Source organism: Dyadobacter alkalitolerans DSM 23607, from assembly GCF_000428845.1.
Taxonomy (GTDB): domain Bacteria; phylum Bacteroidota; class Bacteroidia; order Cytophagales; family Spirosomataceae; genus Dyadobacter; species Dyadobacter alkalitolerans.
Map to the genome: position 1 here is coordinate 1 of NZ_AUAS01000021.1, position 15995 is coordinate 15995.

The window sequence follows — 15995 nt, forward strand, 5'->3', positions numbered from 1 at the left end:
CTGATCCACCACTCCGACCGAGGCGTCCAGTACTGCTCATGGAAATATGTTGACCGGCTCAGAGATAACGGCGTGACCATCAGCATGACACAAAGTGGCGACCCCAATGAAAATGCGATGGCCGAACGCGTCTTCCGCACGCTGAAGGGAGACTTTGGCATTAGGGGTTTTCTTTCTTTTTCATCCGCATATGATGCGATCGAGAAAGCCATCAACACTTATAACGCCATGCGGCCCCATGCATCGCTCGGATATCTGACGCCCCACCAGGCACATCACCGGACCGGACCGCTTCCTTTGAAATGGTACCCGTACAAAAAAATCCGTTTTGGAAATGTGCAATACCCGGCTGGATACTTGAAAACGGGCTAACTGTCAACCGATTTCAGTAGCATATGGGCCATAGGAACATCCATGGGATACGCAGCTAGGTCTAATATTGGCGTCTTTCTTATTATTTACCACCATTTCGGATGGTGGCAACAAGGCGTTCAGCTATTCGCCTATTAGTAGTTACAATTTCCGCAGTCCCTTTCATTCCATTTCTGTAAAGCAATTTTTGATTGTAACCAGTTTTTAACTGATTTGGAAGTGCTACATAACCCCAATACAGGCTATCGTAGCTGGGAGTTTGTGATATCTTAAACAATTGGCCAGAAATCATTCCATATTCCCGGAATGGGTATCCATCTAGCTTAATTAAAACTTGCTGCCCTACTTCAATCTTGCCAAGATTAGCATGATAAATTTTTATAATGCCTTCTAACTCTTCTGAGGTCGGCGCAATGGTCATTAACTCTTGCCCTGCAGTAAGGTATTGTTGTTCGTTCCATGGGGCAGAAAATGAAACTTTCCCAGCAATAGGGCTTGTAAGTACATACTTTTGTTTCCAGGCTGAGACGCCACTCTGTAATGTGTGTAAAGTTTGCATAAAACTATTCTTTTGTTCTAAAATCACATTGTCAAGTTCCAAAATCTCTTTTCTTTTGGTTGTTTGCAACGATCTATTTTGAATTATAGACGCCGCTATCATTTTTAGTGGAAACTCCTTAGACAACAATTTCGCGTTTTCCCGCTTGTACTCAATCCTTGCTATAACCTTTTGTTTGAATAATAACTCTTGTGTAGCAAACTCCTCTTTTGCCATATTGTAATCGCGGTCCTGTAGGTCCGACTGCTCAATCAGATTTTTTTCTAACTGATGGAGGTCTTCCATATCTTTTAATAGATATGACCGTTTCTGGGGATAGAAGCCACCCGAAAGAACTGATCTTAACTCAGCCAATTTTAATGTAAACGCTTGAAAGTCATTTTGGAGTTCGCCTAAGTTGGTGAATCGGCCTAATGAAATCTTTGTCACTTCCTCCCACTGTCCATTATCTATAAATTTATTCCAATTAACCAACTGCTTTTCTAATTCTAATACCTGAAAAGCATTTGCTGTTGATTCGCTTAACGACAACAAATCTCCGACTTGTACTATACTGCCTTCTTGAACCAAGAGTTTTTCTAGCTTTCCCTCACTCCGGATTACTATTGCACGCGGTGGATTTTTACTAGTTAAAGTAAAAGTTGCCGTTACAATATCAGGATAACGTATAATCCAGCAAATAGCAAGCATTATAAGCACCAAGCCAAAAAACAGCGTAATTCCCCAACGGACTATCCAATGAGGTGGCTGGCCAATTACCTCTTGGACTTCTTCGCTGTGAAGCTCTGCAAAGGCAGTGACAACATTTTCTTTTGACATAAGCAAAATTATTTCCTTTCAACTAAAAAATCCATAATAATTAGCCTTCGGCTAACTCTAACTGATTACTTACCAGCTCAAAGTATCTTCCCTTTAATGCTACCAATTCACTATGTGTACCTCGTTCTACAATTATTCCTTTTTCCAATACTACGATCTGCTCCGCATGCTTAACAGTACTCAATCTATGAGCTACAACAACGACTGTTCTCCCATCAAAAAATGATGATAAGTTATGCATAATTACTGCTTCATTATTTGCGTCGAGTGCGTTAGTGGCTTCGTCGAAAAGTAGCAGCTGCGGATTCTTATAAACAGCCCTCGCTATCAATATTCGCTGCCTTTGTCCCTGGCTAAGTCCCTTACCATCAGCACCAATAATAGTATGATACCCTAGGGGAAGAGATTCAATAAAACTATGTATATTAGCCATATTAGCCGATTCAAATAGTTTGTCCTGATCAATTACTGCCTCATTCACTGCAATATTTCGGGCGATTGTATCCGAAAAGAGGAACCCGTCCTGCATTACCACACCACATTTTGCTCTCCATGCTCGCTGAGAAATAGATTTGAGATTTAATCTGCCCCACTTGTTCATCCCGTCTTCAAGCAAAAACTTCTTATTCTTAAAACCGAAATTGCCGGCACCTTTCGCAGGTAAAGTATTCAGGAAAATATCACCCTTCTGATATTCATAAAAGCGAAGTAAAAGTTTTAAAAGAGTGGTTTTGCCACTACCACTCGATCCAACAATGGCAGTTGTTTTACCATGGAAGATGGTAAGATCTATACCATTTAGCACTGGCTCATTACCTGCGCCTGGATAAGTATAAGTAAGACCGTCAATTTGTATGTCGCTATCTTTTGGCCATTCCGTAGATGTCCTTATATGTGCAGGTTCTTCATCCTCTAACCCATGAACTTCGTTCAATCGCTCTAAGCTAAGCTGCGCATCTTGCCAGGACTGAATAAAACCAATCATTTGTTCAATAGGAGAATTAAACTGCCCAAGGATATATTGAACTGACATCATTCCACCTAAACTTAGCTGACCATCAATTACTGACTTGGCAGCTAGAAACGTAATAAGAATATTTTTTCCATTGTTAATAAATAATGCCCCCGTTTGCTGAATTTGTGATAAAGAAAGACTTTTGACGTTCCATTTAAACAGCTTAGCCTGTGTTTGCTCCCATTCCCAGCGTTTTGACGTTTCGGCTCCTGCCAGTTTGATTTCCTGCATTCCATGAATAAGTTGTATAATCTGGCTCTGATTTGCGGCAGAAAACTTAAAACGTTTTGCATCCAAATTGCGTCGCTTCTTTAAAAAGAGAATCACCCAGGCTGCGTATATTACCGATGCTCCCATTGCAATGGCAAATATTGAATAGTCGTACCATGCCAATATGAACCCAAATACCACGAAGTTTAGCGCTGAAAATAGGAAATTCAGGGCATGCCCTGTTAGAAATGATTCGATGCGCTGATGATCACCGATTCGCTGCATGATATCTCCAAACTGCTTTACATCAAAAAATGCTAATGGGAGTCGCATTAATTTTGATAGAAATTCAGACAGAATCGTTAAATTGAGACGAACGCTAATATGTAAGAGAATCCAGCTACGAAGCAAGTCTACCGCTGAAATACTCAATGTTAAGACGAGTTGCGCTATGAGTATTAAATAGACGAAAGAAAGATTTTGCGTGCCGATCCCGACATCCACAATCGCCTGGGTAAAAAATGGAAAAAATAAAGACAATCCACTTCCAACTATCATACCTAATAATAGCTGACCTAGGAGGCTCTTATATTTCCAAAGGTAATCTAGTAACTGCCCAAACTGTAATCCCTTAACTTGCTCTCCCTCTTGCTCATAGAATCTTGGCGTTGGTTCTAGTATTAATGCTACACCCTCCTTAACATTTTCTGATCTCGTACTTAGCCACTTTCTCTTTAATTCTTCCCAACTATAATCCACCAAACCCGATGCAGGATCGGCAATATGAAAAGTCGTATTTGAAAGTATTTTCTCTGAACGATCCGAGTCATTGTCAAAAACCTGACTTTCATTTGAACTACTCGCCGCGAACGCTTCGGACGGAACAGTAGGTTTTCGCCCGCCCCAAATATCCGCTAGTAAACTGCGCCCAACTTTATGATTTGAACGACTTATAGAATACAGAACAACAAAATGATTTTGTCCCCAGTGCAGGATACAAGGACAGGGAGATTTCTCTACCAACTTGTCTAGGCTTAGCTTTACACCAATCGTTTTCAATCCCAGCGTCTCAGCCGCGTCAGCTATGCCAAGCATTGAAACACCTTCCCGACTAATCTGTGTTTTATCTCTCAATGTCTGAGCAGAATAATGCCTGCCAAAGTGCTTTAAGACCATACGCAGACAGGTCGGCCCACAGTCCATTTGATCAAGTTGTTTGTAGTGTGGGAAACTCATAAGAAAAGATAAGAGATGGTCGAAATATGTGTCAGCGCATTAATTATAAAGCCGCTTTAATGTTTCATAGGTGGTATTCGAACCATATGTATCATCTTTAGAAATCTTTTTCCGTCTCCACATTTCATTCCAAAAATGAATGGCTAATGCTTCTTTTGGAAAAAGAGGACAATCTCCGGAAACCAGTTGATCCGTTTGATACCAAGAAATTGGGCAAAACACGTCGGACCGCTTTATGTATTGATTCGAGTTATATCGCGATAATACCAAATTCAATAATTTAGGACCAAATTCGCCCCAGATAATATTTGAATCAGTGGCTAATACATGATCAATATAAGTGAGGATCTCCCCGAGAAAATCTGCACCTGGTTCAGACTTAATCACTCCGGTGGTTATCGTAGTTTCGTCCGAATTAAGATTAACTCTTTCACAAGCGAAACAATATTCTTCCAGTACCTGAAATTTCTGTAAGCAGATCATATCCATATCAACCCACCACCCACCAGTATCAAAAAGTAATTTATATCTAAACCAATCTGAAAATGCAGCTACCCCTCCCTGGCTATCGTAAAATATCCTACCATACGGCAATACTTCATTCGCGGGAAAAACTTTAGCCCCTAACGGCACATTAACAATATTTTCGTAGGTATAAAGATGGAAATCATGACCATTCCGGATAAATGAATTAATACAAAGTATTTCGAGAGTAGATAACCGGGAACCTATCCAAAGGCTTTTAACAATATTGTTACTGTCTAAGTGCGCGTCCATATGGGATATTAGTTTACAATTAATATTTTCAACCAAACTTCAGGACTTCTCAAAATTGGTAATGCGAACTTATACCTACGACATTATTAAGGTCCCTATATGCTGTTGTTCTTCATCAAGAATTGATTATAAACCATTTGCTTAGATCTAATTATCCCGAAGGCTGATATTGCCCTTCAATAACGATGTAATCATCAACTCGAGAGTCCGACGATTTGTGTTATCTATTTGAAAATCTTTGTACACAACATTTCCATCCCTGTCTATCAGGAAATTGGCAGGCTGAGTAGGTGCCCCATAATGGTCGGCTGCGAAGGCGACCGTTCCACGTAAGGGTATGAATGAATATTTATTATTTTTTACAAATGGCAGCACATAACCGTCTTGTGAAGGAAAAACATTTATCCCTATATAAACTAAACTATCTCCTTTAAACGAATCTACGACCTCTTGAAAATGTGGGAATTCTGCCTTGCAAGGCCCGCAGCCAGGAAACCAGAATGTCAGCAAAACCACTTTCCCTTTCAGAGAATTCAGAGATAGCTTTTTATCACTTGTGTAAAGGCCGAGTTCAAACGGAAATGCAATTGTTGCCGTGCTATTTCTCATTGCTTCAATATCATTCTTTACCTGAGTATGGTTTTTACCTAACTTTTTACCGTACATCTCTATGGCCTGATAGATTGCATCGGTAGGCAGTTTGGCGAACTTCACACACAAACTGTCATATGCACCTTTCACATCTCCAACTTTATCTCTTATAAAAGCCTTTTTTAGTTCTGTGTAATCATTCAGGTAATTGAATTTGGGCAGCTTTACACTATCCAGAATAATCTTAGCGTCGCTGTATTTTTCCGCATGCTCCAATTGTTTGATTTCGATAAATGATTGAGCAACCTGCCTTCTAACTTTCCAATTTGTATCCTCATCATTATATATTTCGTTGATTAAAGTTAAAGCCCTTTGAGGATCTATTTGTAAGTATGCGTCCACCAACCCTCTTAACCTAGAAGCGGTTCGAGGATATTTGCTAGGGTGATACAACTTTCTAAGTTCCTCAAAATACTGAATCCTTTCATCGAGATTGGTGGCACGTTCCGCTAACCAGTATAGTGCAACAGCGCCACGATCATCTGATGAAAATCGTCTAACAAAGTCAAATACTTTATCCCTGTAAATATTCGGATCGCCATTCTCAAACGATGTGAGGTAGCCATACGCATAATCGACATTTGACGAATCAACATCTGCCGCCTTTTTTATATATTTAATTTCAATATCACCTTCTCCCCTCATCCCGGCGTCCGCCGCGAGCATTGCCCATATCTTTCCGTTGTTCCCGTCAATCTCTGCAGCCTTTAACAAGTATTCTTTTGCCTGGGGCATCTCAGCATTATGAAATACAGTACCAACAGCAAGTGGAATGTTAACATTTGTGGGGTATCTCTGCAACCACATATTATATTTTTCTAGAAGAAGTGGGTTACTTAACCCCATCGCATATATGAAAGTTCGATGCGCTTTTATACTATCAAGGTTAGATTCAACTACATTAAGTGCACGTTGAATTTCCGCCGCTGACGCTGGTCCCTTTTGCTTTGGTATTTGTGAAAAAACTTTTGGAGCCGTACAAAGTACTAACAAAAGCAATGTAAATACCAAGTGCCGAATTTTGAATGTTCGTATTCTCATATTACTGATAATTAGTTAATAAGTAGCGAGCTACTATTCAATGTGTTTGTCAAGTTGACCTAAACTAATCAAGATGTCATTGAATTTCTTATGGACATTACTGCGACATTTAATAAACCTCAAATGCACAATCTGCTGGTAACAAAACTGTTAACAGCAGATTGTGTCAAGAACATAAAATCCTAGAATCTGAGCATATTATGCTTCAATAAGTTGACCAGATCAACCGGATTGTTTACAGTAAGTATGCATCAATTCTTTATTATCAGGGCACTCTTTCGAGGCACATTGATAACCCTGCTCGCATGTACCACCCGTACTTCCTCCACATGCATTTTGACAGGTATCACCACCGCCCGGATCGCTTCCACCAAGTAGCGTTTTCAATTCTGTTCTTGTCAGCACTTCGGTAGCACCTAGATCAAGTGCTCTTAGTTCTAGCTTTCTCATGTTTGTTAGACAATTAGTTGAGAGATTTATTTAACACTACAAAAGAAAAGCATCTGGTAGCATTATATTCGCTATCAAAAAAAATTGCCAAATTTAAAAGTAGTTTTTTAGTAAAATGAATATTAATGTGAAGTCAACTGCGACAAACCTCGAAAATTGACGTTTCAGAAAAACATAAATTGTCATTACCTATGTCCTCTACCTGAGATCTAGTCAATAGTTGCGTATTTTTACTGAATAGGTGTTTAACCATTGCACCAGCTTCATCATAGAAGTAAGTCCTCCGGTACCTATCATATCTGATTGGAAAACCTAATTCTTTCATTTCACATATGATATCAGTCATTGACCTTTTTGATAACCGATTTTTTGATGCGAATTGGGCCAGGTCTCCGGTAGCCTTCCTCCTAATCATATAATCCATGTATTGTAAGCGCTTGATATACTTCAGAAGTGCCATATTAAATTCAATTTGGTGGTTCGCCTCAGTTATATTAAAAGAAAATGTTTCAAATCGGATACCGTGTAGATATCCGGTAGCTGATAGTATCTTTCTGATTCACCTTTTTGATCATTCGGCATAGAAATATAAAACGTTGGTGTAAAATCTACCTTAACCTTTTCGCACCATGAATGCATTGCTTCCAATCTTCCTGCTTGTAAATCTAGGTTTTTGTTCAAGGGATATTTGGAAGCAAAATTTACATAATTTCTATTCTCTTCGACATACCAGTCGTCCAGTGCTCTTTTCGTAATTGTTTCATCGTTATCTTCTGCTATTGCTAGTAGGTGTTTCACAGGAGCAGCTTTGATATCCCCTTCGAGGGTTGTAGCGGTAAATAATATTTGTATTTGCACATCAGAATTGTTATCCAATAGTTCTTCCATCGGCTTATGTGCATTCGCACATGGGCCGCAGTATGGATTGCATACCTTTATTACCTTATATTTTGCTTCTGGGTTGCCTATTTTTATCCCTAATCCTTCGGCGCTTTCCGTAAGTTCCTTCTGCCTTTTGAGTAAAGCGTCAAAGATTTGAGGACTGTGTTTGAGTCTCTGTAACTGCGTATGCAGTCGCTTACTTTCTTTAGCCTTTTTGAGTGTTGGTAGTACTAATATAATTAGGAAAAATGGCAACATAAATGCAGCTAGTATTTGAAATGAAAGTTCCGGCCTATATGATATCTCAGTTAAGCTATACCAATTTCCGAGGATTGCAATCGTAATTTGTAAAAGAAGTATACCTTGAACTGAAAGGCACATCACGCACCATTGCTTTGCAATTTTCCACTGATACAATATAGAGAATACAATGTATGGAGCTACGAGAATATTGATGTAAGCTGCTATAACCAAAGATGATTTGCTACCGATTCCCCAAAATAACAACATCAATACAAGGCCTGTAAAATAACTTAAACCGATTGTGCTCCAACTGACTCCAAATATCTTCGAGTACTTTGATTGTAAAACTGCGCCGCAGTTAACTTTTTTCCCGGAGTGGCATATCTGCTGCAAGATGGGATTGTGTTGATCAAGCTCATACCACTGTAACAAAGTGGCCGCTAATACTCCTGCAAGCGTTATGATTAGGTAAAGAAATGGAAGCATAGCTACCAACCCATCGTATAATAATGAACTGAATGCGGATGCTACTATTATTATCGGCAGAGATAATATTTTTATATACCGAATGGCAGAACCTATCTTTTCCTTTTTCTGAATTTTCTCGTATTCCTTTTCTCCGGCCAATTCGTTAGCCTGAGCGATTAGCGCGACGTTGGAGCATCGCTCTAAGAACTTATCCTCATCAATCAAAGACCATTTGTGACTCTCAGGGTCAAAAAATTTCACGTTACCATTACCTGATTTGGAAACAATGGTAAAAAACCTGCCCTCACCAGTTTGCCCTCTTATTTGTGTTATAAATGGCAATGGAATTTGTGAGATTTTCTCATTTTCAAACCGTATTCCAATATTGTCTATTCCGTATCTGTTCAAGACGTCACTTATACTCAGGAGGCTTGGAAAAGAAGGGTGCTCCTCTATACCAGAGACTAGCGTTGTTTCTGATAACTTAACACCAAGGAGCTTCACTAATAACGCTGCTATCTGGGGGCCGTTAGCCTTAGCCTCGAATAATCTCGCTAAAAAGTCTTGCATTTGTGTATGATTTGTTTCGAAAATAAAAATTTAGAAATAGAGAAGTAAAACTATGAAACTTACTTCATTAGCATTTCAATTACTTTCAGAAGTTAGCAGGAAATTCCGAACTATTACATTCAGTCTTGAACTTGTTAAACTATTCCCTTGAGGTTCGAACAGCGGTGATGCCATAATTAGCTTATTTGATGATAATCTCGATATAAAATCCTGCAGGGATTCATCGTGTTCGGCAGGCTGCGATAAGATAGAATCGAACATCCTTTTAAATATTATAATCCCGCAAATTGATGAGTATTTATCTATCCAAAGTAGTGAGTCTGATATTGGAACCGCATGATTAAAACTGCCTTCGTGAGATGTGTAAATCAAACTTGCTCCCATTAAATAGGCACTGATAATTCCCTTCAAGAATTCCTTTTTTCTATATTCTCGGGAGAGGCGACTCAAAGACGAGCAGTAAAATATCACCTCACAGTCTTGTTTTATACTAAGTTGCACTACTTTTCGAAGGTATTCCAGTTCGGTATGTAATGTATCGTTAATCTGTCGAGATTCTAATAGCTGTATATCAAATTCACTCTTCTCTCCGAATACGCCTTTTGTATTGTTATCCTTTAAATCCGTTTGCCTAACGAACGTTGGTATGCTAACATCATCATAATCATAGTCAGAAACTAAACCCTTTTTACCTTGTATAGACGAGTTATAGAACCTTTCACCTTCAAGCATATATTGAATAGAATGGTCGGCATCAACGAATAATTGCGAAAGGAAGTGTAAATCAGCATTTTTAGGAGTCACATCTGAATAACCGAATCCCTTTTGTACAGATATGAATGGGAATATTAAAAACTTTCGATCGAACAATTCGGATATTTTGATATCTGCGCAGTTGTTTTCTGAAAATGTGGCATTTAACATTCTCTCAAAAGATCTATTAAATAGGATCATAAATTGAGCTCCATTAAAGGCCTCAATCCAGCAAAGATGATCCTTTATAGAGAAAATACTGCTTAACCAGCTTACCCCTCCGAGTAGTACTTCCGCCTTTTGTTGATCAGCAAGATGTATAGCGTTAATTAGCTTTCTCTTATCGTAGCTTTCTGTAAACTGATGATCATCTTCACATAACAGTATATATTCATACCCCTGAACCTTGGCATCATTAATAATATGTGTGATGCTTTTCCAAAGACCTATTGTGCCTAAGCGATGCTGCTTGGCTTCAATTAGTCGTACGGTAAACTCGGATTTATCTTTGAATTCGTTAAGGATATGCTCCCTACGATCTATCCTTGTTTTCAAGTTTATTAAATACGTAGGTATTTGCATAAACACCAGGTTAGGTTAACAAGTAATGAAAACGTACTATATGGTGAACAGATTTACGACTTGCTAGTCGTAAAATAAACCGTTATTATGACCTGCCTTGATTGTGACTAAATCGTTATGCCGCTATCAATGTAATGCTGCGTTGTGCGAAGAGTTTTTCAAAGTAAACAACAGTTACTTAAAAAAACAAACAAATAGTAATATTTTGTTCTTTTCTTTAATTGTAACAAGGTAGCTTCAATATAGGGTTAATTTTGTAGTAGCAATATCCTAATTTAAATGAAGTTTGACCGTTCAGATTTTGCACTTACTATGTCGTTAAAAGCAATGAGGTAGCTTTATAAAGATGTGTTGCCACTTTATAGTAACCCTCAGTTTGAAGAATATCCCAAACGGTCGGCTAGTCCCTCGTTTCACCTAAACTCGAATAGGCTGGCTCTATTGTGTCCGCCTACATAGGTCTCTATGGCGCACCTAACCGAATTCGATCATGATTGAATTTGGATGTAGCCGGAGTATTGCATACTGACGGAGAAAAATGTTTGAGCTTCATTGAATTGAGAAACACTGAATTCGCGGATTCACAAGAATGAAGTACTACCAGTTGGAAACGTGGGTACTGTGGACTTATTCTACCCTAAGATCCTGCGGTGATATCCATAAAAAATAATTCTTCAACTAGCATATCATATTCTTGGCGCATTTTTGAAAGCGAGTGTATATTAATCGCCTTTGCCAAGGCATTTTCAGCAAGGTATTCTCTGAGGGTTGAATCAGATAGCAATCGGTCAATTTTGTCTGCAAGTATTTGCGCAGCAATTTTCTTTAAACCATTTTCGTCTATGGTAATAGAAACCTTGAGAGCATCGTGTTCATCAGTAAAAAGCTCGCTCAAGCCATCAGTATCGGAAACAACAAGCGGAAGTTGATGAAACTGCATTTCAATGGCAGTAAAACTACATTGTTCGTGAAACGATGGTATAAGTCCGATATCAGCCATCGAATAAAAATCGGAGACTAAAAGTCGATCAATTTCGCCGGTGTAGACAACTCTGTTCCAATATGGGGCGGGTAAATTGACGAATTCTGTTATATATCCAGTTCCGATGATCACAATTTTCAAAGTTAAATATTTCTTTGCTAGTTGTGTGAATGCTCCAAGCGCCTGAGCAACACCCTTATCCGGTGTGATTCGCCCGCAGAGTATTAAAATATAATCATCATCACTGAAGCCATAGGCTTGGCGCAAGGAGCGTTTTTTGTCATAACTGAAATTGCTTTCATTGCTCCCATTGTATATGGTTCTGATCTTTTTTTCTGGTATTTCCAGTACATCTATAAAAAAATTTCGGGCGTGATGGGTAACAGCAACCGCTTGGTCAGCAAGCAGGACCATACGGCGCTGATATTCTGTCATTTCAAAAGGTTTTGACGAAAGCGATGCCTTATTTTCAGTCCATAGAGTTTTAAAGTGACTGTCAGAAATATTAAGAAGGTATTTCCAACTAAACGAATGATGAACGTAAAACAATTTCATTATAGGAAGTAACTTCCTAAGTTCCGAGCAAACATTCAAGTAATCAATAGTGTTTACCCAAATGACGGGATTAGGCTTTTGGTATATATGTTCATATATTATTCCAGCAAGTTTAAGTGCATAAAATTTCTGCTCAGGTACCGGCTCGCTTGAGAGCCGTTTCTGACCTAACAAGCTTGGAATTGAAAACGTAGTTATTTCATTTATTACACTTTTCTTTGCCTTGTCCAGTCCAGCAGTGTCTGTTAATACGACAGTAAGTTCAAATTTTGGATTGTCTTGAAAGTGAGGCATTAATGCATTTGTGAAGCTTCCTTGGCCGAAATGACCGCCTCTGTTAGCACACTGTAACAGAATAATAGAATATGTCATGGTTTATAATTTAACCCATCCGATTTCATCAAAAAGAAGGTCTCAACTAATTTTGATTAATAGTATTTTGGTTTTGTTTAACAGCCGAATCGCCTAGATTAGGTTCCTCCTATTAAATATGTTGGCAGGATAAATGATGCCAAGAAAAAGACAATTCCGGCTAAGTAAATCGAAATAGCAACTATTTTTTTTCTAGTATACTCGTCCTGGCTTAGATCCTTGGGGATAGGTGTTGATTTTATGAAAATTAAAATTTGTTTTACTAGAAGCCATGCCGGTATTCCGAACAACATTACTCCGATAACAAAACGAAGTAATAGGGATAACTCTGGATTATCTTGAATAGAATAAAAGTGTCTGACAAAAATTGTTATGAAAATTACAAAACCGAAATAATATAAAAATAAAGCTCCTATCATTTTAAAAATATATTCGCTTTCGGCTAAAGCTTCGCCACCTTCTCTTTTTGCATAGTGGTAACAAAAATCTCGTAAGTCAATTAGAATTCGTTTGAGCATAAAAAAAATTTAGGTAACGCATTCAAGTTTCCCTGACTGCGTTACTGTTTCTATTTTTAATAATCATTTTTATAAGCTTTCTTCATAAATCATAATTCCTAAGGAAATGGTGCCCAGACTTACAGCTACCCATCCACTAGCAAATATAGAGGCCGTCGTAGCAACCACTGATACGGCAGCTCGTGCATCTGCCCAGTTCATTTGACCATCGGTCAAAGTTATGTATGCTGACGGAATACTTGTTAAAAGCCCAACACCACCCAATGAAAAGGAAATTACGTTGAATGTTTTGCCTGCTATGACAATAGTAGGTGTATAGTTGTTAATATTTCCACCAATAGATTTTATAAGTGCTGACGCTTTTTCCCAGGTAATCCCCTGAATACTCGCTACTGTATTGATTGCAAACATTGTCTCCTTGAGATTGTTGTTCATTACAAGGCGATCATTTCCCGGAGCTGCGATAGCATTGCTAACATTGAAATTATAAATCTGTGGCAGCGGTGGTGGGTATTGTATATTCCCGGCATCGCTATGGACGTATGGGTCATAATAGCTGCCGCTACCAGGATAATCGCCTCCGGATCCGCCTCCTCCTGTGGATCCCCCTCCGAACCCTCCGAAGCCGCCATTTCCGGTTGCTGAGCCGCTGCCATCGCACCAGCCTGACCATACGTTATGGACAACAATAACTAACTCATCGTATGAATTTACATACCAGGTATTCATTGTACCTTGTAAGAAATAGTAACAAGTTTGCGTTCTTTCGTTACTGGATTTTTCATTGACATCTGCAAATCCCTTCATTGGAATACCCTTTTCATAGGTAACCCCATTAATTAGATTGTCATCCCAATCGACCTTAAGCAGTGTACCAGTGAATTTCGACTTATCAATAACAAAGTTATTTGCTGCAACCTCTTGCATATCATAGGCAATTTGAGCCAAGAAAGCCAGATTCTTTTTCCCTACCTTGATCACTATTAAGCCTTCGATGACTGGCTGTAGATAATACTTACTTAGTTCCTTTTTGAAAAGTGTTTCTTCATCATAGACAACTATTCCTGGCCTTGCCTCATCTTCATAGTCAATAGGAACCCACACATACTCCTTCTTTTTTTTGTTTTGGGGCTTCTGCGCCCTATCCCAAGCGGCCTTCCGTTTGTGGATTCGATCCCCGCTCGTTCTTTGGGACTGCCTGAGCTGTGGGAGGTAGTCATTTTCAAACCATAATTTAGCGTCTTCAATAGAAATGTCTTCCAACAAGTCGGTTTCTTCAACCATTTCTGTGATCAAGTCATTACTACAGTTGACGAGTGTTAATCCGCCTGCCATGGTAGCGAAAGTTTTGATAAAGTGTTTGCGATCCATTGAGAGTTGTTATGATGAATGTGAATTTTTTAATAAATATTTTAATTTAATTTTAATAATGCAACAAACGGTTACTAAATTGTAGAAAAAATTCTTAAAATATTTATAAAATATATGTTACAGACTCATACAGCCATCTTCTATACACACAATGAAATTGACGAACTAGTACTTAAGGCATCGCTTAATTACTTCAAGAATATGGTCTTTGCGAAAAACCTACCATTAAAGACTAAGGGAATTGTGGTGAGTTGTAAACCTGTAACATTCCTTTTAGAAATGGAGGAAGACATGTCATTAATTACTAATGTAATAGCACCTGAAAGTATCCGTAACCTTGGCCATCTAAGCATTATAGAAAAGATTACGTTAGGGATGGACTGCTTCCCGAGTGACTTCGTGTCTTTACATGAACATGACGTGCTATACCCGCAAGATTATTTAGTAATCTGTCAAGAGTTGTTGTTAGAACATACCAATTTGTTTGATTATGCGGTATACAATCGCATTTTGGGCGTAAATCGAACGGGATATGTTGATCGCATCATGAATGATTTCCCTCTAAGTTGTACAAGCTATTCGAGTGAAGTTTTAAAATCTCATTTGCTTGCAAAACGACAGGAGATTCAAAAAAATGGTGGTTGGTGTTATTTGGAGCCAGGATACGGTGGAAGTAACGGCGATCATTTGAAACGGCTGATTATGGGTGCAGCTTGCGTCCATCCACTAATACACATCAACATGAATAATACAAGTAACAACCATCATTTTACTAACCATTATTTGACATATGAGCCAATTTCAGATCGAGGATTTACTGAATGGCCAGGAAATCTTTCTCATCTTTTTACATAGAGATACATCAAACTTAGCAGAAAGCTGACACCACTGTTAACAATTGACCACAATTAGAACAGTAATGCTCATATTGAGGTAAAACGTTATTACTCTGGTATAACGACTGGTTACTGGCATTATGCTGAATTATTCGATAGTATCTTATTACTCTCCTTGCATTAATAGGTCCTTTATTCGCGTTTGATCAGTCATTTTCGCAAGCAGACCTGGAAGATACAGCAGTTCCACAGGATCATGGCATTTTTAATAAGTTGGCGTGCGGCGGTTTTTAACCATAATTTACTGAGGGTCAATTGTATCGAGTTTTTTATTCAAACATTACTTGACTAATGGCTGACAATATCTCTTTGAAATGTATTGGCCTAATCGGTGGCCTGACTTCAAGACCTACGGCAGAGTACTATCGCCTCATTAATCAAGCTACGCGCGATCAGTTAGGGGATTTTTATGCTGCTAGAACTTTAATGATACCTGTCGATGCAAGTTTAATTGAGCAATATCAAAATCGTGGCCAAATAGGACAAGCTCTCCAAATAATGATAGATGCCGCCCTGCGGCTTGAGCGGGACGGTGCAGACGTAATCATTATTCTGTCAAATAGCCTGCACAGTATGGCTTACAAGTTGCAAGAAAGAGTTGCAGTACCACTGTTGCATATCATTGAACCGACCGGGTAGGCCATCCAAAAGCAAGGAATAGTCAAGATTGGAT

At 38.8% G+C, this 15995-nt stretch carries 12 protein-coding genes; 3 read left to right on the forward strand and 9 right to left on the reverse strand.

Going from position 1 to position 15995, the window contains the following annotated elements; all coding sequences use genetic code 11:
• Positions 1–372: integrase core domain-containing protein (locus tag G395_RS0124875; RefSeq protein WP_026632526.1), on the forward strand; the 372-nt coding region annotated here is incomplete at its 5' end.
• An 82-nt stretch (positions 373–454) separates the two neighbouring features.
• Here the strand turns inward: G395_RS0124875 and G395_RS0124880 are convergent.
• The 9 genes from G395_RS0124880 to G395_RS32605 all read right to left on the reverse strand — a co-directional run bounded on the left by G395_RS0124880 (position 455) and on the right by G395_RS32605 (position 14426).
• On the reverse strand, positions 455–1750 hold the full coding sequence (locus tag G395_RS0124880) for an HlyD family secretion protein (protein WP_026632527.1): 1296 nt from the start codon (positions 1748–1750) through the stop codon (positions 455–457).
• 40 nt (positions 1751–1790) lie between these two features.
• Positions 1791–4211: a peptidase domain-containing ABC transporter gene (locus G395_RS0124885; RefSeq protein ID WP_026632528.1), complete on the reverse strand. Its 2421-nt coding sequence runs from the start codon at positions 4209–4211 to the stop codon at positions 1791–1793.
• Positions 4212–4250: 39 nt separating this feature from the next.
• The gene (locus G395_RS0124890; protein ID WP_026632529.1) at positions 4251–4988 is read right to left on the reverse strand and encodes a glycosyltransferase; all 738 of its coding nucleotides are present in this window, start codon (positions 4986–4988) and stop codon (positions 4251–4253) included.
• A 147-nt stretch (positions 4989–5135) separates the two neighbouring features.
• Entirely contained in the window at positions 5136–6680 is a 1545-nt protein-coding gene (locus tag G395_RS31355; RefSeq protein ID WP_026632530.1) for a TlpA disulfide reductase family protein, read from the reverse strand.
• 939 nt (positions 6681–7619) lie between these two features.
• Positions 7620–9293, reverse strand: coding sequence for a vitamin K epoxide reductase family protein (locus tag G395_RS30365; protein ID WP_051350387.1), 1674 nt, complete (start codon positions 9291–9293; stop codon positions 7620–7622).
• A 75-nt stretch (positions 9294–9368) separates the two neighbouring features.
• Positions 9369–10601 (reverse strand): hypothetical protein, encoded by a 1233-nt coding sequence (locus G395_RS31360; RefSeq protein WP_157486811.1) that lies wholly within the window; start codon positions 10599–10601, stop codon positions 9369–9371.
• Between the two features lie 664 nt (positions 10602–11265).
• Complete coding sequence (locus G395_RS0124920) at positions 11266–12537, reverse strand: glycosyltransferase (RefSeq protein WP_026632533.1); 1272 nt, start codon at positions 12535–12537, stop codon at positions 11266–11268.
• A gap of 98 nt (positions 12538–12635) precedes the next feature.
• Entirely contained in the window at positions 12636–13055 is a 420-nt protein-coding gene (locus G395_RS0124925) for a hypothetical protein (protein WP_026632534.1), read from the reverse strand.
• 69 nt (positions 13056–13124) lie between these two features.
• Complete coding sequence (locus G395_RS32605) at positions 13125–14426, reverse strand: hypothetical protein (RefSeq protein WP_026632535.1); 1302 nt, start codon at positions 14424–14426, stop codon at positions 13125–13127.
• Positions 14427–14540: 114 nt separating this feature from the next.
• Between G395_RS32605 and G395_RS0124935 the strand changes: the two genes are divergently transcribed.
• Complete coding sequence (locus G395_RS0124935; protein WP_026632536.1) at positions 14541–15281, forward strand: hypothetical protein; 741 nt, start codon at positions 14541–14543, stop codon at positions 15279–15281.
• 332 nt (positions 15282–15613) lie between these two features.
• Positions 15614–15961 (forward strand): aspartate/glutamate racemase family protein, encoded by a 348-nt coding sequence (locus G395_RS31365; RefSeq protein ID WP_051350389.1) that lies wholly within the window; start codon positions 15614–15616, stop codon positions 15959–15961.
• The last annotated feature ends 34 nt before the right edge of the window (positions 15962–15995 follow it).

Bases quoted from the DNA above. Each gene is read 5' to 3' on its own strand.
- G395_RS0124880 (WP_026632527.1), bottom strand. From the start codon at position 1,750: ATGTCAAAAGAAAATGTTGTCACTGCCTTTGCAGAGCTTCACAGCGAA.
- G395_RS0124885 (WP_026632528.1), bottom strand. From the start codon at position 4,211: ATGAGTTTCCCACACTACAAACAACTTGATCAAATGGACTGTGGGCCG.
- G395_RS0124890 (WP_026632529.1), bottom strand. From the start codon at position 4,988: ATGGACGCGCACTTAGACAGTAACAATATTGTTAAAAGCCTTTGGATA.
- G395_RS31355 (WP_026632530.1), bottom strand. From the start codon at position 6,680: ATGAGAATACGAACATTCAAAATTCGGCACTTGGTATTTACATTGCTT.
- G395_RS30365 (WP_051350387.1), bottom strand. From the start codon at position 9,293: ATGCAAGACTTTTTAGCGAGATTATTCGAGGCTAAGGCTAACGGCCCC.
- G395_RS0124920 (WP_026632533.1), bottom strand. From the start codon at position 12,537: ATGACATATTCTATTATTCTGTTACAGTGTGCTAACAGAGGCGGTCAT.
- G395_RS0124925 (WP_026632534.1), bottom strand. From the start codon at position 13,055: ATGCTCAAACGAATTCTAATTGACTTACGAGATTTTTGTTACCACTAT.
- G395_RS32605 (WP_026632535.1), bottom strand. From the start codon at position 14,426: ATGGATCGCAAACACTTTATCAAAACTTTCGCTACCATGGCAGGCGGA.
- G395_RS0124935 (WP_026632536.1), top strand. From the start codon at position 14,541: ATGTTACAGACTCATACAGCCATCTTCTATACACACAATGAAATTGAC.
- G395_RS31365 (WP_051350389.1), top strand. From the start codon at position 15,614: ATGGCTGACAATATCTCTTTGAAATGTATTGGCCTAATCGGTGGCCTG.